The 19,882-nt window shown below is 61.0% G+C and carries 14 protein-coding genes and 1 CRISPR repeat array; of the genes, 3 read left to right on the top strand and 11 right to left on the bottom strand.

Going from position 1 to position 19,882, the window contains the following annotated elements:
* Position 1 precedes the first annotated feature (1 nt).
* From cas7e to B0H98_RS11015, 7 genes are all read right to left on the bottom strand, one after another.
* Positions 2 to 1,144, bottom strand: a complete 1,143-nt coding sequence (gene cas7e, locus B0H98_RS11045; protein WP_106375118.1) for a type I-E CRISPR-associated protein Cas7/Cse4/CasC — start codon at positions 1,142 to 1,144, stop codon at positions 2 to 4.
* A 2-nt stretch (positions 1,145 to 1,146) separates the two neighbouring features.
* Positions 1,147 to 2,217 carry a type I-E CRISPR-associated protein Cse2/CasB gene (gene casB, locus B0H98_RS11040; RefSeq protein WP_106375117.1) on the bottom strand — a complete coding sequence of 357 codons (1,071 nt, stop codon included), beginning with the start codon at positions 2,215 to 2,217 and terminating at the stop codon, positions 1,147 to 1,149.
* On the bottom strand, positions 2,214 to 3,818 hold the full coding sequence (gene casA, locus B0H98_RS11035) for a type I-E CRISPR-associated protein Cse1/CasA (protein ID WP_106375116.1): 1,605 nt from the start codon (positions 3,816 to 3,818) through the stop codon (positions 2,214 to 2,216). The genes casB and casA overlap by 4 nt, the downstream gene beginning before the upstream one ends.
* A gap of 203 nt (positions 3,819 to 4,021) precedes the next feature.
* The gene (gene cas3 / locus B0H98_RS11030; protein WP_208623607.1) at positions 4,022 to 6,820 is read right to left on the bottom strand and encodes a CRISPR-associated helicase Cas3'; all 2,799 of its coding nucleotides are present in this window, start codon (positions 6,818 to 6,820) and stop codon (positions 4,022 to 4,024) included.
* Between the two features lie 317 nt (positions 6,821 to 7,137).
* A complete protein-coding gene (locus B0H98_RS11025) occupies positions 7,138 to 7,542 on the bottom strand; it encodes a type II toxin-antitoxin system HicB family antitoxin (protein WP_106375114.1) in 405 nt (134 codons plus the stop codon).
* A gap of 23 nt (positions 7,543 to 7,565) precedes the next feature.
* Positions 7,566 to 7,769 (bottom strand): type II toxin-antitoxin system HicA family toxin, encoded by a 204-nt coding sequence (locus B0H98_RS11020; protein WP_279628388.1) that lies wholly within the window; start codon positions 7,767 to 7,769, stop codon positions 7,566 to 7,568.
* Positions 7,770 to 8,020: 251 nt separating this feature from the next.
* A CRISPR array of direct repeats spans positions 8,021 to 10,612; the repeat unit is 29 nt; unit sequence CGGTTCATCCCCACGCCTGTGGGGAACGG.
* Between the two features lie 273 nt (positions 10,613 to 10,885).
* Entirely contained in the window at positions 10,886 to 12,319 is a 1,434-nt protein-coding gene (locus B0H98_RS11015) for an aminotransferase-like domain-containing protein (RefSeq protein ID WP_106375113.1), read from the bottom strand.
* 156 nt (positions 12,320 to 12,475) lie between these two features.
* Here B0H98_RS11015 and B0H98_RS11010 point away from each other — a divergent pair, with 156 nt between their 5' ends.
* Complete coding sequence (locus B0H98_RS11010; protein ID WP_106375112.1) at positions 12,476 to 12,667, top strand: DUF1127 domain-containing protein; 192 nt, start codon at positions 12,476 to 12,478, stop codon at positions 12,665 to 12,667.
* A complete protein-coding gene (locus B0H98_RS11005) occupies positions 12,664 to 13,521 on the top strand; it encodes a PhzF family phenazine biosynthesis protein (RefSeq protein WP_106375111.1) in 858 nt (285 codons plus the stop codon). The genes B0H98_RS11010 and B0H98_RS11005 overlap by 4 nt, the downstream gene beginning before the upstream one ends.
* A gap of 97 nt (positions 13,522 to 13,618) precedes the next feature.
* Here B0H98_RS11005 and hmuQ read toward each other — a convergent pair whose 3' ends face one another.
* Positions 13,619 to 13,921, bottom strand: a complete 303-nt coding sequence (hmuQ, locus tag B0H98_RS11000) for a heme-degrading protein HmuQ (RefSeq protein ID WP_106375110.1) — start codon at positions 13,919 to 13,921, stop codon at positions 13,619 to 13,621.
* An 82-nt stretch (positions 13,922 to 14,003) separates the two neighbouring features.
* On the opposite strand from hmuQ, the gene B0H98_RS10995 reads away from it, so the two are divergent.
* Complete coding sequence (locus B0H98_RS10995; protein ID WP_106375109.1) at positions 14,004 to 15,584, top strand: cryptochrome/deoxyribodipyrimidine photo-lyase family protein; 1,581 nt, start codon at positions 14,004 to 14,006, stop codon at positions 15,582 to 15,584.
* A gap of 7 nt (positions 15,585 to 15,591) precedes the next feature.
* Here B0H98_RS10995 and gabT read toward each other — a convergent pair whose 3' ends face one another.
* From gabT to B0H98_RS10980, 3 genes are read right to left on the bottom strand one after another with little or no spacing between them, the layout of a single operon-like run.
* Positions 15,592 to 16,863 (bottom strand): 4-aminobutyrate--2-oxoglutarate transaminase, encoded by a 1,272-nt coding sequence (gabT, locus tag B0H98_RS10990; protein ID WP_106375108.1) that lies wholly within the window; start codon positions 16,861 to 16,863, stop codon positions 15,592 to 15,594.
* A 10-nt stretch (positions 16,864 to 16,873) separates the two neighbouring features.
* Positions 16,874 to 18,325 carry an NAD-dependent succinate-semialdehyde dehydrogenase gene (locus tag B0H98_RS10985; protein WP_106375107.1) on the bottom strand — a complete coding sequence of 484 codons (1,452 nt, stop codon included), beginning with the start codon at positions 18,323 to 18,325 and terminating at the stop codon, positions 16,874 to 16,876.
* Between the two features lie 29 nt (positions 18,326 to 18,354).
* Positions 18,355 to 19,770 carry an APC family permease gene (locus tag B0H98_RS10980; protein WP_106375106.1) on the bottom strand — a complete coding sequence of 472 codons (1,416 nt, stop codon included), beginning with the start codon at positions 19,768 to 19,770 and terminating at the stop codon, positions 18,355 to 18,357.
* Between the last annotated feature and the right edge of the window lie 112 nt (positions 19,771 to 19,882).

The following is a 19,882-nucleotide window of genomic DNA, read 5'->3' as shown; positions in this document are numbered from 1 at the left end:
GCTATGCCTCCAGCGCGTCGTCTGCAAATTCACGCACACGCTGGGCAAGCTGGCTCAGGTTGGCTTGCGCTTCGCCACGGCCCTGTTCTGGCCATTTCCCGGTGAGATCCAGATAGAGCCACTGATCCTGACCGTCGCTGTAAACGGCAGATAGCTTCTCATCGGCCTTGTGCAAGCGTTCAACCGATTGTTCGGTCAACGATGCACGCAGGTCGGCGACTACCGGCTTCTCGAAGGCGTTGGCCAGGCTCATGGGCGCCACGTGGCGAAGGCTCACACCAATGAAGTCCGGCGCGTTATGGGCCGCGAATGAGCTCTGCTTGCCGCTGGGCATGGCACGCACGAACGCAGTCGCGAACGCTTCAACAGCCGACAGGGCAAGCTCTCGATCCTGCTGAAGATTCTGAAATAGCTTGTGAATATCGAGCACGGCGTAGCGATACAAGGTCGCCGAGTTGAACTCGACCTGACCGATCATGTCTGCGCCAGTGTTGTCATCCGGCGCACGATCATCGACCGCCGTGTAATAGTCAAATTCGCGCTCGACGCGATGGGTGCTGATGGCGTGAGCCACCTGGCACGCCGCATCCTGATTCACGGACGGCAGATCGGCGAGCATGCGTCCGAACAGAGCGATGTCAACCGCCTTGCCACCGTCAAGCAACGCTTTGGCCTTTTTCGTGACTTCCGGGGGGGCTGAGGCCTTGCGTTGTTTCTTGTTGGCCGCCGCATCGACATCGGCCAGCTCATCCCAGTGCTGATCGACCAGCTCGGCGAACCCGGCGATTTCCTTCTCACCGAGAAACAGCAGATATTCGGTCTTGTCCTTATCTTTTTTGGACAAACTCAGGCCGGCCGCCGCCAGCGCGCTTTCAATCTTTCCAGCCGCTTCTTCGGGATCGCGGTTGGTCAGACGCTCCATGAGCAGCCGCTTGAGCCGCTTGGTACGAATACCACGATGAGCTTCGTCAATGAGATCGTACTGCGCTGCCGCCAATCGGGTAGCCCGCTTGAAGCATTGACTGCTCACCCGCGCACGACGATGGCCGCCGAAGATCGCGTCCTTGGGCGCGCCGGTATCGTCGCGGTTGAGATTGGACGGCGCGAAGTTCTGGATGATGTGAAATTCGAGGAATGCACGCATGCTCAAGTCACCTGCTCTTGTGTTGTTTCGGATTGGGGGTCGTGTTCGTCGCTACGCGCGGCCCAGTAGAAATCCCGTGCCCAGCGCTGGCGGCATCGATCGAGGCGTTCCACATTCGGCGTGCGCGCCAGCCAGACCTCCATATCCTTGATTAAAAGGGCGGGGTCGTAGCCGATCTGGGTATCACGAATCAAAGCCACCGCCTGACGCAGATGATCAGCAATGGTGTCACCCGAGGCGCCCAGCACCGTGATGAAACGACGCTCGACACTTTCTGCCTTGTTTTTTTCCTGCGCAGCCAACCTGAGTGCAGCAGCCAGAGTACGATCTGGTTCGTATTTCGAATGGCACGCGAAAAGGCCTGCCACGAGGTAGCGCGCGCGTCTTCTCGAATCGCCGCTTTCCCATGCGGGGTCAACAAAAGGCTCCACTGATGGGAAAACCGCAGGGTCTTCCCCGGGCGGCAGCGTCAGGCTTCGTCGCAGACGAGATAGTACAGGGGACTCATTGTTCGCGAGCGCCAGCAGATGCTGTTTTAACGCCTCAGAGTCACTTTGAACGTCTTGACCGGCAAGCGCCGCACCATAGAACTCGCGGCCCCAGCGCTGGCGCATCGCCTGCCACCGGTACTCTTTCCTGAAGGGATCTAGCCACAACGCGATATCTGCCATGAGCTGGACGTAATTAAAGCCGTAATCGTCTGACGCGAGCAGCGCTATGGCCTGGCGCAGGCGTACCGCAAGCTGCTGCTCGTCGGATTCCAGCAGAACGATAAAACGTTGCTCTATGCTCGGATTGTGTCGCTCGCGCCAAAGCGCGCCGAAGGCTTCGGCAAGCGTGGTACCTGATTGTTTCGGATGATTCGCGTAAAGACCTGCGATGAGATACAGCGCCTGTCGATACGGGTCGTCCACGTCGCGCTCTGTGCCTACGAAACGCTCGACAATCGCCACCGCGTTTGGATCTTCGCCGATCGGCTGCGCCAGGCTATGGCGTAGCCGGGCAATGGCTCCCCGATTTTTTTCATTCAGCGCTTCGAGATAAGCGACGAATTTGCCTGCATGGGAGGTCATGGCTTTTCTCCTGCGGCGGGGACTGGCTTGGGCGCATATTTGGTGAGCAGACCCAGCAGGCGCGGATAGTACCGGGCTTCTGCGCGCAGTCCGCGCGGCGTGCTGCCCAACCCCGCAACCACATCGCGCCAGCCACGTTGGGCCGCGTCACGCAGTACAGCATTCCAGTGACCTGTTGCAGCTTCGAATTCGTCAGCGGCAAGCTTTGCCATCAGCGTGGACAAGGCACGCTCTGCGGTTGCGAAATAGGTGGGCACCAGTGGCCCGGCCGCCAGCAAGCTTTGAGCGCGGGCCTTTGTCTCCTTGTTCTCCGGATCCGGCATGCTATCGGCGAGCATCGCGCCTGCGAGCGCTCGCAACGCCTTGTAGAGCGCTTCGGCATCCGCCACTTTCTCTTGGAGAGTTTCGGAGCGGTCAGGGTCGACCATCAGGCTGGCGGGCAGCACGACCTGCTCCATACGCCAGCGCAGCAGTTTGGCCTGATCACTGGCCAACCCGGCCACCAACAGCGGCTGATAGCGGTTTGAGCCGGGCCCCAGTGCTTGATGCAGACTTGCGGCGTACGCGATGACCGCTGCGGGACGCTGGTTTTCAGTTACGGTCGCAGGCCCGGGAACGAGCGCGGGTAAATCGCGCCACGTCGCACGACCCTCCGTAAAGCTGATGCGCACGGGGCCGTTGTGACCGGGCCGAAAGCTGGCCATTGGGTCGGGCTGGGTCTCACTGTCGCCCAGGGCCAACCCGGCTCCGAAACGCAGCCAGCGAATATTGCCGTTGTCTTCTCGCTTGAACAGCACAGCTCGACTCTGGCGCGTGTAGCGATCGTTCGGTCCCGTGGCGAAGACCGGCTCACCGGCGAGCTGTTTCTCGGTGAGCGGTTCGCGCTCCCAGCTGGGGAGATCCGACTCCGCGTTCGAGCGGCGCCCATCCGGGTGAAGCCCCAGCGCGATCGTCTCTGCAAGCGTCTGGCCCAAGGGGATAACCGCCGCCGTATTGGCCAGTGCACCGGCCTTGTCCGAACCACGAAACACCTTGACCAGCCCGCCGGGCGTGAATTGCAGAAACCCGAGCAGCGTGTTCAACGCCTGGGCCGGTGTGACTTCTGCCGGCTCGCTGTCATAGGCGTGGTCGAACACCACGGGCGTATTGCCGGTCGCGCTCGCCAACGATATTTGCGCCACGCTCTTGAGTTTATCGCGGGTGGGCCCGGCCATATCCAGAACGGCCGCCTGCATGAACGGGTGGGTATCGTGAAACAGCCAGAAACGCTCTTGCCAGTGCTCAAGATACGCGCGTATCGCATCGACGGGCAGACCGCTTCGGTACCACTCGGCCCGCTCGGACTCTCGCCAACGCCCTTGCGCCATGGTGAGGGCACGATGAGTGATCGCCAGCAGTAACCGGTATTGCGCCACGACACTCGGCGGTGCGGTGTCGGCCAACGCCACGATTTCTTGGCTACGCTCGAACGTTTCGAGCAGCCCCATTGAGGTAACCGTGCCATCTGTTAGGCGGACAGACAACCAAGGTTCTCGGAGCAGGTCATAGGCCGGAATAGGAAGTTCAGCCCACGCCAAAGTACTATCGCTCGTGTCTGTCATATATTCCCCTGTACAGATACAACCCTGACGACCAAACTTTGATTAATAATAGGCCTTTAAAAATCTATTCGTAACCTCGACGATTGGCTTATAGTCGAGCGCTCGAATCAAGCCCAGATAAACCGAATAGCCCTTCTACTTACGCGCGAATTGCTCAACTTCTCCACATAAGTGCGGCCGACAAGGGAAAAAGCTTTTTCTCCTCACTTCTCACCCGCTGCGTAAACGAGTCCCAGAGCCGAATCCAGATAGAGCGACTGCCCACCTAATTCGCAGTGGCTCTCTACCATAGGCATGGGGTGGAGATGTCGCAGCAACGGGTGATCTGCAAACGCCAAAGGCAGTTCACTCTGCTGGCAATGCAGCACGACCGACTTGCGCGATACGCGCAGCTGACGGGTATAGAGGCGGCGTGCGACATCGTCGGAGGGTATTTGCGCTGGATCGATGGCCGTACCGTCTACCGTCCACGCACCGTCGATCACATCGATCGGCACAAGAGTCACCGAATCCGGGCCCAGCCGGGTCACGTTACGCATGCCCTCTTCATCATCACCGCCGAACGGCTTGTTCTGGTAGGCGCGGGCCGGCTCATCCTCCGGGTCGAGCGAGATATCGATCGCCAATTGGTGCTTGCCCTTCTCGACCCCAAGATGCGCGCCGTAGGATTCGATCTCTAAAAAGTCTCGAATCTGTTCGCTGATCGAGGTCGACAACTCCGGAAAGCTGTAGACATGTTGGACGAGCACATCGATATCGGTCGGTAACTGCAGCGTTTCCCGTTCGCGTAGACAGGCCCAGGTATGCCCCAGCACGAGTGGGTCATAGACATATTCCCAGGCGGTTTCCTTGAGCGACGGCAAACGATCGTAATGCAGTCCTGCAATCCAGAAGCGTGCCTGCACGTGCGCGGCCGGTCGCTCCCGGTCATGACGATGCATGCGGCCAGCCCGCTGTAGCAGCAAATCGATGGGTGCGAGATCGCTCAACATGAAGTCGAAGTCCAGATCTAGCGATTGCTCGGCCACTTGCGTGGCGATCAGCACTCCCTTTCCCGGCCGAGTCCCGTCATCAACACTTGCTGATTCGCCAAAAAGAGTGAGCACGCGCTTTTCGATTTCTGCACGCTGATCTGCGGGAAACCGTGCATGAAACAGTACTATCTCAGTGCCGTTTTCTTTTGCGTGCGATTTCAGCAATTGGAACAGTTGCTGAGCACGATCGACGGTATTGACGATCACCGCGCCGCAACCGCCCTCTTCGAGCAACGCGATCGTCTGGTCCTTGATAGTCTCCAACGACTCGTCGAGGCCATGCAGGGTAATGGGGGCCTGCGGCCGGCTTTCGAACGTCTCGCAGCGAATCGGATGTGCGTCGATTTTCGTTAGGCGCGGATAATTAGTTTCCGGCACTTCCTGTGGATCGGCACCCCAGGCCCGCACCAGTCGATCGCGCTTGCTTTTTGGCAGGGTCGCGCTCATGAGTACGACCGAGCTCCCCATGGCCTTGAGCCAACGTACAAGTGCCTCGATCAACACGCTGGTATAGGTGTCATAGGCGTGCACTTCATCCAGCACGACCACGCGGTTCGCCAACCCCCACAACCGCACAAAATGATGTTTAGCATTGAGTACCCCGAGCAGCGCTTGGTCGACCGTGCCCACACCGTACGGCGCCAGCAATGGCCGACGCCGCTGGGAAAACCAGACCGAGGCCGAGACGGTCTCCTGCTTGTCGTGCGCGATGCCGCGCAAATGACGCAGCTGCTCGCTCATTGCCGCACCACCATGGACAAGCTTCACGGTCGTGGTGTCGTCGAAAGCCTTCAAAAACGCCTGGGTGCGGTCGAAAAGCGCATTACCGGTCGCCTGGGTGGGCAAGGCAACATAAAGTCCGCGATGCGCGTTCGCAGCTTGCAAACGCAGATAAGCCAGGTAGGCCAACTCGGTCTTGCCCTCGCCCATCGGTGCTTCAACAAGCAGCAAGGTAGGCCCACGCGCGTCTTGAAGCAGCGCCTCACCGACCTGCTGCAACGGGCGCGGTGCCGTCGGTTTGCCGCGGATACGGCCAAGCAGGGTCTCCGTCTTGATAGATTCAGTCAAAAGCTGGCGAAACTGCGGCCAACCGGCATTCGCCAATGCAACCACAGCGAGCGAGCGTGCGTGCTCGTAGTACTCGTGCAGGTCGTCATGACGCTCGCCGAGCGCGAACCACTCCACATTGGACGCGATCCAATCTGCGGTACTGGTCAAACCGGCCAGCCAGTTCACCGCGACCAGATCCAGGTCCTCGTGACTCGGACACCCTTGAGGATTCAGCGTCTGCCAGTACACATCGAGTATCTCGCGACGCGCTCTTGCCCACTCGGGAGGCTCGCCTACAGGCCGCCCACGCCCTGTCTCATCCGCGCGAAAATGGCGGCCGTGATGGGCAGCGATCGCCTGCACGACCGCCCGCACCCACCCCCATGGCGCCCGTGTCAGCTCGCTGAGCGGCTCTGCCAGAAGGGCTGCGGTGGCCAGTGAATGATTGCTGCGCGCTTCTGCCCGGCCCGGGAAAACAAGACCTGCAGCTTGAGCACGCGCGTGGCCTACCGGCCACTTGAGCACGAAGCCCGGTATGGCCTTACCAAAATCGTGCAATCCGGCAATGGCAGCGATCCAACGAATACAGCCTTCCTGCGGCAGACCAAGCGCTTGACTGGCCCAGCTCAGGCTTTTCTGTGATTCTCGTTCGAGCAGCGTTTCCACCACTGCAGCCACGTCCAGCATGTGCGCTAAAAGATTATGCCCAGGCCCCTCAATGGCGCTTTTCGACCATAGACTTCGCGCAGCTACTGACAGGCTGGAAAAACTATCTACTGGCATGATTTTCACGCCCCCTTTCTGCGCGTCGGCTTGTGTAGCGCCTAAAGGATTCGCCTTGCGACTTGGCCATATACTCAGCACCTCCTGGAAGGCGTGAGAGAGCTTGACGTGGTCGTGCAGGCCAGCAGATGGCAAGCATCTCCCGCCTGCCCCGGCAGGGCCTTGCCGGCATAGCGGTGATAGACCGGCAAACGTGAAGATCGAGTCGGCATGGCCAGAACATTCTCCCTTGATCAGGATGACAGCCACGCTCGCTCAGTAAAATTAGCGAACTGACCAAAACCGACGATAGCGTGTCTACAAGTTGAAGGGAAGGTCCAAAACGACCGTTGGGTGAACGCGTTGCGTCATCATGAAAAAACCCGCTCTCGGTCGAGAGCGGGTTTTCCATTTGGCCTGCGGCTTCAGCGTCGCCACATCAATACGCCTGCCTCTTTGAGCCAGGCTATTCGTTACGCGTGGGTCAGCTTTTCCAACGCCGCCGAGGCAATGAACGCAGAGCGGCTTTTGATACCGTGAGTACTAACGTACTTGTCGATCTGGCGGATGACGTGGCCTGGCAACGTCACATTCACCTTTTCGGTTTTGCCGAGGTAGGGCGTGATATCAATGTCGATAATCCCCCAGCCGTACCCCTCGAACTCCGGATTTTTACGATGCTCCGCAATGCTGCGGGGCATAGGAATATCTTTATTTTCGTTGGCTAATTCTTCCAGCTGGATATGGGCCACTTCCACCGCCATTTCATAGGCGTGTTCGGTCGTGTCACCTGCTGTCACAGCCCCGGGAATATCCGGAATGACGATACCGGTGGCGGTGCGCTCATCGCCCCATTCGATAGCAATCGGATATTGCATGATCTACCTCCTGAACGCCCGGGCTACCTGAGCCCCGCGAGTTTCCTGATATTGTGGATAGTGCCCTTGGGCAAATCCTTTTTCGGATGAGGAACGGGCACGCTGCCGGGTTTGGTAGGGTGCTTGAATACGTGGTGGCTCCCGCTAACACGGTCTAGATACCACCCATCGGCCTCCATCTCCTTGATTACATCCTTGCTTTTCACCCTTTTCCCTTGTTCGTACATGATCAATAAAATATAACTCCAGGGTTATAAATTTTCAAATATTGATAACCCCAGGCGCATATTTTTATCCCAAAACAGTCTTAAAAAGGATATTCCGTCGATGTATCAGCCGAGGGTCATCGGAGTATCAGCTTGATCGCCAGCCGCGGTGTGCACCGCCTTAATTAGTCAGCAAACGCTCCCGGGAAATTGGTTCATCCCCGTGCCGGCGGGGAGCGGCAGTTTTGCACTGCCCTTTGAAAACCCGAAGCCGGTTCATCCCCACGCCTGTGGGGAACGGAAGGTGATGGTTTCGGAGATGGCGCGCAGCACCGGTTCATCCCCGCGCCTGCGGGGAACGGGCGCTTCAGTTGCGCGGCCAGATCGCTGAGCGCGGTTCATCCCCACGCCTGTGGGGAACGGAGCGTTTTCGTGCCGTTGCCGTGAACCACGTACGGTTCATCCCCACGCCTGTGGGGAACGGACGTTATCGAGTACAAGGGCATGCGCCCCCCGCGGTTCATCCCCACGCCTGTGGGGAACGGCCCGGCATTGCAAGACTCACAGATACCGCACGCGGTTCATCCCCACGCCTGTGGGGAACGGCAGCGCTGATCCTTGACGATCACCTCAATCAGCGGTTCATCCCCACGCCTGTGGGGAACGGAAAACCGATCCGGTATATGAAGAGCTAGACAAGCGGTTCATCCCCACGCCTGTGGGGAACGGGTCGTGGTCATGAGGCTAACCTCCTCCCGTGAAGGTTCATCCCCACGCCTGTGGGGAACGGACCGGGAAGAAATGGCGAAGATACGCCAAGCGCGGTTCATCCCCACGCCTGTGGGGAACGGTTGGATTAGGGGTATAGCGTGCGCTGGCTCTGCGGTTCATCCCCACGCCTGTGGGGAACGGCGTAGGATTGTAAAAATTCAGACTGGCCGGGTCGGTTCATCCCCACGCCTGTGGGGAACGGTTCTGCTTCCTGCGCTTTGCGCTTATAGATGGCGGTTCATCCCCACGCCTGTGGGGAACGGTCGTTGATGACGTACTGGCTACCCTGTTCAGTCGGTTCATCCCCACGCCTGTGGGGAACGGCTAGGCGTTTCCAGCCTCGGCGCTCAAGCGACTGGTTCATCCCCACGCCTGTGGGGAACGGGTCCCGCTGACGACGCAAAACCTCGAGGAATTCGGTTCATCCCCACGCCTGTGGGGAACGGTCAATGCGCGCCAGCTCGTCTTCGTGCTGCTGCGGTTCATCCCCACGCCTGTGGGGAACGGGGGTATGGGCAGCATGAGCACTCACTCCAGCGCGGTTCATCCCCACGCCTGTGGGGAACGGGACTGGCGATGAAAAACGTAAGACCATGGGCGCGGTTCATCCCCACGCCTGTGGGGAACGGTCGGAGCATTAGGGCATCGCGACGTTTACGCACGGTTCATCCCCACGCCTGTGGGGAACGGGCGCACGCCAACGACAACACCGACCCGGACGACGGTTCATCCCCACGCCTGTGGGGAACGGACCCATGTTGGAAAGACCGCTGTCGCTGCCGGCGGTTCATCCCCACGCCTGTGGGGAACGGACTCCAATAGCTATTAGCTGGGTTTCTACAGCCGGTTCATCCCCACGCCTGTGGGGAACGGGAAGATTGACACAGCTACGCCGTACTTACGGCCGGTTCATCCCCACGCCTGTGGGGAACGGCTTCCCGAGTTCGTCGAAGACGCCATGGCCGACGGTTCATCCCCACGCCTGTGGGGAACGGACGGCCCCGTCTATTTTGTTGTGGCTGCCCTGCGGTTCATCCCCACGCCTGTGGGGAACGGGTGCCGCGCTTGACTGTTCACGACGAGCTTGACGGTTCATCCCCACGCCTGTGGGGAACGGTTTGCTTGGGATGAATACTACGTGATGGAGTGCGGTTCATCCCCACGCCTGTGGGGAACGGGGGTATGGGCAGCATGAGCACTCACTCCAGCGCGGTTCATCCCCACGCCTGTGGGGAACGGTAATCTAAGGAGAGTTTCATGCAAAGAAAAAACGGTTCATCCCCACGCCTGTGGGGAACGGGATCTTGGCAATAACCAGGCTGCCATTAATGGCGGTTCATCCCCACGCCTGTGGGGAACGGCAGATCCATGCCATCCAACGCATCCAAGATCGCGGTTCATCCCCACGCCTGTGGGGAACGGTATGTGTGGGATTCGTTTTTCAAGATGGAGTGCGGTTCATCCCCACGCCTGTGGGGAACGGGGCGTCTGGGGCAGCTGGTGAACGTTATCCGTCGGTTCATCCCCACGCCTGTGGGGAACGGTGGTTGTTGAGGTGGATGGCCGTCTATCCGTGCGGTTCATCCCCACGCCTGTGGGGAACGGGCGATGCGGGACACCGACCAGTTATAGGCATCTGGTTCATCCCCACGCCTGTGGGGAACGGGCAATGGCCAGGGCATGTCTTTATGTTTCATGCGGTTCATCCCCACGCCTGTGGGGAACGGCAAGGCTCAGCAAGAACGCAGAGCAAAACGCTCGGTTCATCCCCACGCCTGTGGGGAACGGCAAACCGAGGCATAACATGGCGCTCAAAATCACGGTTCATCCCCACGCCTGTGGGGAACGGGTGCGTTCGAATTTCCGATATTGTTTCATGATCGGTTCATCCCCACGCCTGTGGGGAACGGGATACGTGATTAGTTCCAAAACGACCGTGACGCGGTTCATCCCCACGCCTGTGGGGAACGGCTGGCTGGCTATTCATGGGCCGCTTCCGGAAGCGGTTCATCCCCACGCCTGTGGGGAACGGGTTTGGGGGTGACGCCGGCGGAGTACCAGCGACGGTTCATCCCCACGCCTGTGGGGAACGGTCTAATTGTAGATGACTGTTCTGCAAGATAAAAATAGGCAGTAGAAAATCCACCAGCGATTTAGGTCAATTTTTGATCAGTACAATATTATTAAAGAACATAAAAATCAAAACGTTGCAGAAACCTGTAAAAATTGCACCAAGCCTCGTTCGAAGGTATGAGTATGCATCGTTTTCATAATAGAGGCTTCTCTTATGGTATGCGCATTCGCCAACGGCGGGTTACTCGTGCAGAACGCTCGTCAGGCGTGCTTATTAGCTGATTCCGACATTTTCACACAAGCGATGCCCGCGACTCCCCCACCATCTCGCCAGCCAGCTCCCCCACCGTGCGTACCGCGGTTTCGATTGCTGGCGTCAGAGTAAACGCGTAGTTGAGCCGTAAACACTGGCGAAACTTGCCGGAGGCGGAAAACAGCGAGCCGGGGGCGACATGCACGTTATGCCGGGCCAGGCGCTCGTTCAGGCGCACGCAGTCTACCGCGGCAGGAAGCTCCACCCACAGCAGAAAGCTGCCTTGGGGGTAGCTGATGCCTGTGCCTTCGGGAAAGTAGCGCTGCACCCAGCCAATCATCACATCGCGCTGGCGCTGATACTGGCGAATAGCCACGCGCAGATGACGTTCGTAGTGCCCTTTGGCGACGAACTCGGCTACCGCCCGTTGCGGGAGCGTGGCCGATGCGCCGGTGGAGACGTACTTCATGTGCAGCGCTTGATCCCGATAGCGCCCCGGTGCCATCCACCCGACCCGTAATCCCGGCCCCAGCGTCTTGGAAAAACCGCTGCACAGCAGTACCCGCCCGTCGTCATCGAAGGATTTAATGGTGGGCGGCCGGGGCTGAGTGAACGACAGGTCGCCATAGATATCGTCTTCGATAATCGCGACGTCAAAGCGCTGGGCGAGCTGCACCAGGGCACGTTTGCGCGCGGGTGGCATGGTATAGCCCAGCGGATTGTTGAAGGTCGGCGTTACCTGAATGGCGCGGATCGGCCACTGCTCCAGGGCAAGCTCGAGCGCTTCCAGGCTGATGCCGGTTTGCGGGTCGGTGGGAATTTCCAGGGCCTTCAGGCCGCTGGCCTTCAATATCTGCATGGTGCCGTAGAAGCTGGGTGAATCGACCGCGACCACGTCGCCGGGCTGAGTCAACAAGCGCAGCGCGATGGAGAGCGCCTCCTGGCAGCCCGTGGTGATCAGAATGTCGTCCGGGTGAAGCAGGCAGCCTGATGCCACGGCAAGCTTGGCCACCTGCTGGCGCAGTTCGGGGCTGCCGCTCAGCTTGTCGTAATTGAAGCCGTGCAGATCGGCACTTCGATGCAGCCCGCCAAGGATCTTCGACAGCGGCTTGAGCGACGCATACTCGAGGTTGGGCACGCCGCGCCCCAGCAAAAGCCGGTTGTCGTCGCGCTGGGTGGCGACAAGCTCCAGCACCTGATCCCACTGGGAAATGTCCAGCGGCCGCTGGGCCGGGCGCGATATCGAGGGCAGCACCGATGGCGCCCGGCCAGGCAGCACGAAGTAGCCCGACTTGGGCCGCGACTCGATCAGTGTGGCATCCATCAGCTGACGATACGCCTCCTGCGCGGTCGAGATACTGACCTCCATCTCCTGGCAGACGGCGCGAATGGAAGGCAGACGATCACCCGGGCGGTAGATACCGTGCTCGATACGCTCGCGCAATACAGCGGCGACCTTTTCATAGCGCGTCATGGCGCTTCCTCCCGTGGCGCCATACAGTTGATGGCTGAAATGAGCATACAGCGGCGCAACATGGCTTATCTGTATCTCTAAAATAGCCAATCCTATATCTGTATCATGAATCGCGCACTGAGTAATCTGAAATGGCCCATCACCGGAGAGATCACCATGCCCCGTTTCAGCCTTGCTCAGCTTCGCTATCGGCTGCGCTGCTACCGCGAATGCCGCCGTAGCCGCCGCCAGTTACTGACACTCGATGACCGGCTGCTCAAGGATATCGGTATCAGCCGCGCCCAGGCCCGTCAGGAGAGTCGAAAAACCTTCTGGCAACACACAACGTTCAACAAGGAGCAGCCATGAACCGCGCCGAGTACTACCTGCTGGATGTATTCACCGACACGCCGTTTGCCGGCAATCAACTGGCGGTCTTTCTGGAAGCCGACGGCCTTGAAACCGCCACCATGCAGGCCGTGGCCCGTGAGCTCAACCTGGCGGAAACGGTATTTCTCGGCGCGGCAAGGGCGGCCAATCACTACCCGATGCGCATCTTCACGCCGACACAGGAGCTCGACTTTGCCGGCCACCCCACCGTAGGCACCGCGCAGCTGCTGGCCGAGCTTGGTCTGGCAAGCCGCGAGCAGACGCTGATTCTCCAGCCGCCGGTCGGCAAGCTGCCTATCAACTTCGCGGGCAACAAAGCCACCTTCACTACCGCGCGGCCCGCGAGTATCAGCCCAAGCACGCTGGATACATCCCGCGCTGCGACACTACTTGGGCTGCAACGCCATCAGGTCGTCGGCATGCCCGTCATTTCTTCCTGTGGGTTGGCTTTCCACTTGATTGAACTTGATGATCTCGCGGCCTTGCAAAACATACACATATCCGGGACCGAGTGGGCCAACACGGTGACGCCCAGCGGTGCCGAGCAGGTATACCTGTATGTGGCCGAGTCATCGGGCGGTGCAGAAACCGTGCTTCGCAGCCGTATGTTCTCAAGAGAGCATGGTCTGTGCGAAGACCCGGCCACCGGCAGCGCTGCGGCGGCGCTGAGCGGTTACCTGGCTACTACGGGAGATGCCCGGCGCTGGGTCATTCATCAAGGAGTGGAGATGGGCCGGCCGAGCGTCATTGAAACTGCCATGGCTAACGGGCTGGTTCAGGTCGGTGGCAATGCCGTGCTGGTGGGCAAGGGTGAGATTTATCTACAAGACTAATGCCACCTTACCCACTCGCTTAAACCGTTACGATTGCTTTCAGGATCACAGAAATACGCAGCGCAGGATGAAGACCCGGTTCCTGGAAAGCCGGGCTTTAAAGCACTACTTCAAACCCTTCGAACTTCGGCGGGCCCAAGTAAATACCTTCCGGCGACTTGGCCCCCGCATGCGCCTTGCGAAACGCTTCCGACTGGGTCCAGGCGCGAAAGGCGTCTTCCGACTCCCACACGCTGTGAGAGATGAACACGGTGTGATCCTCCTGCTTGTCGCCCTGAAGCATCTGGAACTGCTTGAAGCCCGGCACTTCATTCAGGTGCGAGTCGCGGTTGCGCCACACATCTAGAAAATCCTCTTCGCGGCCCGGGGCGATACGGAAACGGTTCATGGCGATATACATGGGCTTGCTCCTTTGGGGATGGTGACAGTGCAACGCTTGATGGTAACGTCGTCACTCGGGCACGGATAGCCCAGGAGGCGACATGGCAAAGACCGGCATTCAGGTGGTTTGGTTCAAGCGCGACCTGCGCGTTCACGACCATGCGCCGCTTTCCCATGCCGCCGCGGCGGGGACGGTGCTGCCCGTCTTTGCCATCGAACCCAGCCAGTGGCAGGCGCCGGATAGCGCGCTTCGCCACTGGCAGTTTGCCGCCGACTCGCTCATTGACCTGTCCCATGCCCTGAAAGAGCGAGGGCTGCCCCTGTGTCTCTGGCAGGGCGGCATCATTGATCTCTTGAACGCCTTGAAAGCACATTACGGCACGCTGGTGCTTCACTCCCACGAGGAAACCGGCAATGCCTGGAGCTTTGCCCGTGACCTTGAGGTCAAGGCGTGGTGCCAAGCGCATCAAACCCCATGGCACGAAGCGCGCCAGCACGGCGTTGTGCGCGGATTGACCTCTCGCGTGGCGGACCGCGGCGCCTGGGAAGCCCAGTGGGAAGCGCTGATGACCGCGCCGACCTGCCAGGCCCCGCAGAACGCACGAGTAGCCCAGGGCTGGGAAGCCTTTCACCATGTCGAAGCCGACGAGCTTCACGGGCTGACGCTCGGGTTCGACGCCACGCCCTGCCCCGAGCGCCAGCCCGGGGGCCGTCAGGCGGGCCGGGCGCTGTGGCACAGTTTCATCACCCAGCGCGGGCGGCGCTATCGCGGCTCGATCTCCAAGCCGTTGCTGGCCGAGGCGTTCGGATCAAGGCTTTCGCCGCACTTGGCCTGGGGCACGCTCTCCATGCGCGAAGTGGTTCAGTCGCTGCGCCGTCAGCGCAGGAAGCACGCTGATGACTCCGCCTGGGGCCGCTCACTGCGCGCCCTTGCCTCGCGGCTTCACTGGCACTGCCACTTCATTCAAAAGCTCGAGAGCGAGCCGGGTATGGAATCGCACACCCTGCACCCGGCGCTACGCGGCCTGCGCGAACGCGATGCCGAGCACCCCAACCTGATCGCCTGGAAACAGGGCCAGACCGGCGTGCCGCTGGTGGATGCCTGTATGCGCTGCCTGGTTCATACCGGCTGGATCAACTTTCGCATGCGCGCCATGCTGATCTCGCACGCCACCTTTGGCCTCGGGCTGCACTGGCATGAGCCCGCCCTGCATCTGGCGCGGCTGTTCACCGATTTTGAGCCCGGCATTCACTACCCGCAGGTGCAGATGCAGGCCGGCGCGACCGGCACCAACGCGCTGCGGGTCTACAACCCGATCAAGCAGGCCGAGGACAACGACCCGAGCGGCGAATTCGTCGCCCGCTGGGTGCCGGAGCTGACCGTGCTGCCCGTCGAGTGGCGCACCACGCCCTGGGCGCTGCCGGAAAGCCTGCAAACGCGCTTCGGCTTTCAGCCCGGCGAACATTACCCGCAGCCGTTTGATTTCGAGTCTGAGGCGCGCCGCTGGAAAAAGACCCTGCATGAGCGGCGGCAAACGCCGGAGGCGCGTAAAGCGAGCAAGGCCATTCTGGATAAACTCGCCAGCCAGCGCCGCCCGCCGGGGCGACGCTCCAAACCGAAAAAACCCGCCAATCGCCAGCAGCTTTCGCTGTTTGACGAGGGCGGGTTAGATGATGCTTAGAAGGGTATCAGCCAAGCGCTTCCAGAGAGGCTTCGATAATACCCAAGCCCTCTTCCAGCACCTCACTCGATACCGTCAGCGGCACCAGAATGCGGATCGCGTTGCCGTAGAAGCCGCAGGAGAGCAGGATCAAGCCTTGCTCGCGCGCCTTGGCGCAGAGTTTGCCGGTCAGGGCGGCGTCGGGCTTGCCGTTTTCATCCAGAAGCTCGAAGGCGGCCATGGCGCCCAGCTGGCGGCCGTGGGCCACGGCGGGGAACCGCTCTTCCCACACGCCAAAGCGCTCGGCGAGCATCCGGCCCATCTGTTCACTGCGGGCCAGGATATTCTCTTCCTCGATCACCTCGATGACCGCCAGCGCTGCCGCACAGGAGAGCGGGTTGCCGCTGTAGGTGCCGCCGAGCGAATTGGGGCCGGAAGCGTCCATCACCTTGGCGGTGCCGACGACAGCAGAGAGCGGCATGCCGTTGGCCAGGCTCTTGGCGGTGGTGAGAATGTCCGCTTCGATGCCGCTGTGTTCCAGCGCAAACAGCTTGCCGGTACGCGCGAAGCCGGACTGCACTTCGTCGGCGATCAGCAGAATGCCGTGCTCGTCGCACAGGGCGCGTAGCGCCTGCAGGTACTCGGGGGAGGCGATGTAAAAACCACCCTCGCCCTGCACCGGCTCGATCACGATAGCCGCGGTGCGGTGCGGGGCGATATCGGTCTTGAACAGGGTGCGAATGGCGTCCAGGGATGCCTCTTCGCTGATGCCGTGCAGCGGGTTCGGGAACGGCGCGCGGAACACGTCGCCCGGCATCGGGCCGAAGTCGTTCTTGTAAGGCAGCACCTTGCCGGTCATGGCGAGCGTCATCATGGTGCGGCCGTGAAAGGCGCCGTCGAAGGTGATGATGCCGGTGCGGCCGGTGGCGGCGCGGGCAATCTTAACGGCGTTTTCCAGCGCTTCGGCACCGGTATTGACCAGCATCGCCTTGCGCTCGGGGCCGCGTACCGGCGTCAGCTCGCAGAGCTTCTGGCACAGCTGCACGTAGGGCGCGTAGGAGATCACCGCCGCGCTGGTGTGCATCACCTTCTTGAGCTGCGCTTCTACGGCGGCCACGATTTTCGGGTGGCGGTGACCCAGGTTCAAGACACCGATGCCGCCGGCGAAATCGATCCAGCGCTTGCCGTCGGCATCCCAGATTTCCGCGTTTTCCGCACGCTCGGCAAACTGGGTGGTCGGGGTGGCGGCGCCGTTGGCGACAAAACGGTTCTTGAGTTCGTTCAGTTCGTGATTGGTCATCATCAGTATCCTAAAGCCCGCCAACGCAGACGTATTTGAGTTCGGTAAATTCATCGAGGCCGTGGTGGGAGCCTTCGCGGCCAAGGCCGGACTCCTTCACGCCGCCAAAGGGCGCGAGTTCGGTCGAGATCAAGCCTTCATTAACGCCGACCATGCCGTACTCGAGCTGCTCCATGGTGCGCCAGATGCGCCGGTAGTCGGTGGCGTAGAAGTAGGCCGCCAGACCAAACGGCGTATCGTTGGCCATGGCGATGGCTTCTTCGTCGTGCTTGAAGCGGAACACCGGCGCCACCGGGCCGAAGGTTTCCTCATCGGCCACGGCCATGGCGGTCGTCACGTCCGCCAGCACCGTGGGCGTGAAGAAGCGCTCGCCGGCTTCATGGGGCTTGCCGCCGCACAGCACACGCGCCCCTTTGCCCTGGGCGTCATCCACATGGCGCTGCACCTTGTCGACCGCGGCCTGGTTGATCAGCGGGCCGATGGTGCTTCCCTCGGCCAGGCCATCCCCCACCTTCAGGGCGCTGACGCGCTGGGTGAGCTTCTCGACGAACGTATCGTAAATGCCGTCCTGGACCAGAAAACGGTTGGTGCACACGCAGGTCTGGCCCGCGTTGCGGAACTTGGAGGCGATGGCGCCATCCACCGCGGCGTCTACATCGGCGTCGTCGAACACAATGAACGGCGCGTTGCCGCCCAGCTCCATGGCGGTTTTCTTGACCGTGCTGGCGCACTGGGCGAGCAGGCGCTTGCCCACCGGCGTGGAGCCGGTGAACGACACCTTGCGCACGCGCGGGTCAGTGGTCAGCACCTCGCCCACCTCGGCCGGTTTCGAGGCCGTGACCACATTGATGGTGCCGGCGGGCAGGCCGGCTTCCAGCGCCAGGTACGCCGCCGCCAGCGCGGTCAGGGGCGTGGCCTCGGCGGGCTTGATCACCACGGTACAGCCGGCGGCCAACGCCGGGGCGCACTTGCGGGTAATCATCGCCAGAGGGAAGTTCCAGGGCGTGATGGCGGCCACCACGCCCACCGGCTCGCGCAGCACCAGCAGGCGCTTGTCGGCGCCGTGGCTGGGCAGGGTTTCACCGGCCATGCGCTTGGCTTCCTCGGCGAAGAACTCGATGAACGAGGCGCCGTAGGTCACCTCACCCTTGGCCTCGGCCAGCGGCTTGCCTTGCTCCAGGGTCATCAGGCGTGCGAGATCATCAGCGTGCTCGGTAATCAGCTCGAACCAGCGGCGCAGGATTTTTGCGCGCTCCTTGACCGGCGTGGCGCGCCAGGCGCTGCCTGCCGCATAAGCGGCGGCCACGGCGTCGCGGGTGTCATCGGCGCCAAGCTCCGCCACGCGGGCGATGGTCTCGCCGGTGGCGGGGTTATCCACGGCAAAGGTTTCTTTTCCGGTGCGCCACTCGCCGCCTACCAGGGCGGGGACGGCTTCGTGCAACCACTGTTCGATAAAGCTCATGCAATGCTCCTGTGAATGTCGTAGACGGCTTACAGATCCGCCATCATGTGTTGGTCGCTATAGGCGCGGCCGTAGGTACGCAGCGCGTGGATATACAGCACCACGCCCAGTACCGACCAGCCAGCGAAGATGCTCCACTCAGCGCCGCTTAGCGCCGCCGGGCTACCCGGCAGGTAGAGGCAAGCCATGCCGAAGGAAAGAACGATGGCCAGGGTGCCGCACAGCTTGCCATGGCGAATACGGAACGGACGCGGCATGTCCGGCTCGCGAACACGCAGTACCATGAAGGAGATCGCGACAAACAGGTACGCGATCACGATGCCCAGGCCGCCTGCGTTAACGATCCAGACCAGCGCCGGACGGCCGAAGAACGGTGCGATGCAGGAGAGAAAGCCCATCAGGAAGATGGCGTTGGTGGGCGTCTTGTAGCGCGGGTGCAGCTTGCCAAAGGGGGCAGGCAGCATGCCGGCCTTGGCCAGCGCATAAATGGCCCGCGAGCCGCCGATATAGAACGCGTTCCAGCTGGTGACGATGCCGGCGATACCCGCGACGATCATCAGGTTGCTGGCCCAGGAGGCGTTGAACAGCGCGCCCATGGCGTCCGGCACGCTCAGGGAGCTTGCGGCAAGTTCAGAGCTGTCAAGCGCCAGGCTGGTGGCCAGAATGATCAGCGCATACCACACCACGGCCAGAATGACCGAGAGCATCAGCACCTTGCCAATCGCCTTGTAAGGCAGGTTGATCTCTTCGGCGGCCTGGGGGATGACATCAAATCCCACAAACAGGAACGGCACCATGACCAGCACCGCGATGATGCCCGCCATCATGCCGCCTTCGTTATGGGCGAACAGCGGCATCATGTTGATGGTTTCACCTTCGAACAGGGAGCCTGTCACGAACATCACGCCGACCAGCAGAATCAACCCGGTAACCACCTTTTGCAGCAGCGCGGCGGTGGTCACGCCAAAGTAGTTGATCAGCATCATGACAAGCGACCCGCCCACGCCTACGGCCACCCAGGTGGCTTTGACTTCCCAGCCGGCAATGGTCCAGAGATGGCCAACGGCGTAGTTGGGCGCCAGGTGCTCGATCACCGTCGGCAGGGCCACGGCCTCAAAGGCGACCACGCTCAAATAGCCGAGAATGATGGCCCAGGTGCATAAGAAGGAGGGCAGATGGCCCAGCGCCCGGTAGCTGTATACGTGCTCGCCGCCCACCTTGGGCATGGCGGAGGCAAGCTCGGCGTAGGTCAGACCCACCAGCACGATGGCCAGGCCACCCACGATAAAGGCTAGAATAGCGCCCAGGCTGCCAGCGGACTGGATGGCCGTTCCGGTAAGAACGATCCAGCCCCAGCCGATCATGGCGCCAAACGCGAGCGCCAGCACGTCGCCGCGGGCCAACACCCGGACGAGCTTGTCTTGTTCAGAGGAGGAGGTGGTCATGGCAAAGTGTCCTGCAGGTTATTGGATGTTGTCATTGGCGCTCTGTGGCGCGGTATCCTGTTGCCGATTAAACGGTACTTAAACACGCTAGCAGGAAGGGCAGGGAACGCGT

It is taken from the genome of Vreelandella songnenensis (assembly GCF_003002925.1).
GTDB classification, from domain to species: domain Bacteria; phylum Pseudomonadota; class Gammaproteobacteria; order Pseudomonadales; family Halomonadaceae; genus Vreelandella; species Vreelandella songnenensis.
This window is presented reverse-complemented; position numbering and strand designations above follow the sequence as displayed.

What these genes read in the sequence shown, in the direction of transcription:
- cas7e (WP_106375118.1), bottom strand. Translation starts at nt 1,144, where the DNA reads ATGCGTGCATTCCTCGAATTTCACATCATCCAGAACTTCGCGCCGTCC.
- casB (WP_106375117.1), bottom strand. Translation starts at nt 2,217, where the DNA reads ATGACCTCCCATGCAGGCAAATTCGTCGCTTATCTCGAAGCGCTGAAT.
- casA (WP_106375116.1), bottom strand. Translation starts at nt 3,818, where the DNA reads ATGACAGACACGAGCGATAGTACTTTGGCGTGGGCTGAACTTCCTATT.
- B0H98_RS11025 (WP_106375114.1), bottom strand. Translation starts at nt 7,542, where the DNA reads ATGCAATATCCGATTGCTATCGAATGGGGCGATGAGCGCACCGCCACC.
- B0H98_RS11020 (WP_279628388.1), bottom strand. Translation starts at nt 7,769, where the DNA reads ATGTACGAACAAGGGAAAAGGGTGAAAAGCAAGGATGTAATCAAGGAG.
- B0H98_RS11015 (WP_106375113.1), bottom strand. Translation starts at nt 12,319, where the DNA reads ATGACGCGCTATGAAAAGGTCGCCGCTGTATTGCGCGAGCGTATCGAG.
- B0H98_RS11010 (WP_106375112.1), top strand. Translation starts at nt 12,476, where the DNA reads ATGCCCCGTTTCAGCCTTGCTCAGCTTCGCTATCGGCTGCGCTGCTAC.
- B0H98_RS11005 (WP_106375111.1), top strand. Translation starts at nt 12,664, where the DNA reads ATGAACCGCGCCGAGTACTACCTGCTGGATGTATTCACCGACACGCCG.
- hmuQ (WP_106375110.1), bottom strand. Translation starts at nt 13,921, where the DNA reads ATGTATATCGCCATGAACCGTTTCCGTATCGCCCCGGGCCGCGAAGAG.
- B0H98_RS10995 (WP_106375109.1), top strand. Translation starts at nt 14,004, where the DNA reads ATGGCAAAGACCGGCATTCAGGTGGTTTGGTTCAAGCGCGACCTGCGC.
- gabT (WP_106375108.1), bottom strand. Translation starts at nt 16,863, where the DNA reads ATGACCAATCACGAACTGAACGAACTCAAGAACCGTTTTGTCGCCAAC.
- B0H98_RS10985 (WP_106375107.1), bottom strand. Translation starts at nt 18,325, where the DNA reads ATGAGCTTTATCGAACAGTGGTTGCACGAAGCCGTCCCCGCCCTGGTA.
- B0H98_RS10980 (WP_106375106.1), bottom strand. Translation starts at nt 19,770, where the DNA reads ATGACCACCTCCTCCTCTGAACAAGACAAGCTCGTCCGGGTGTTGGCC.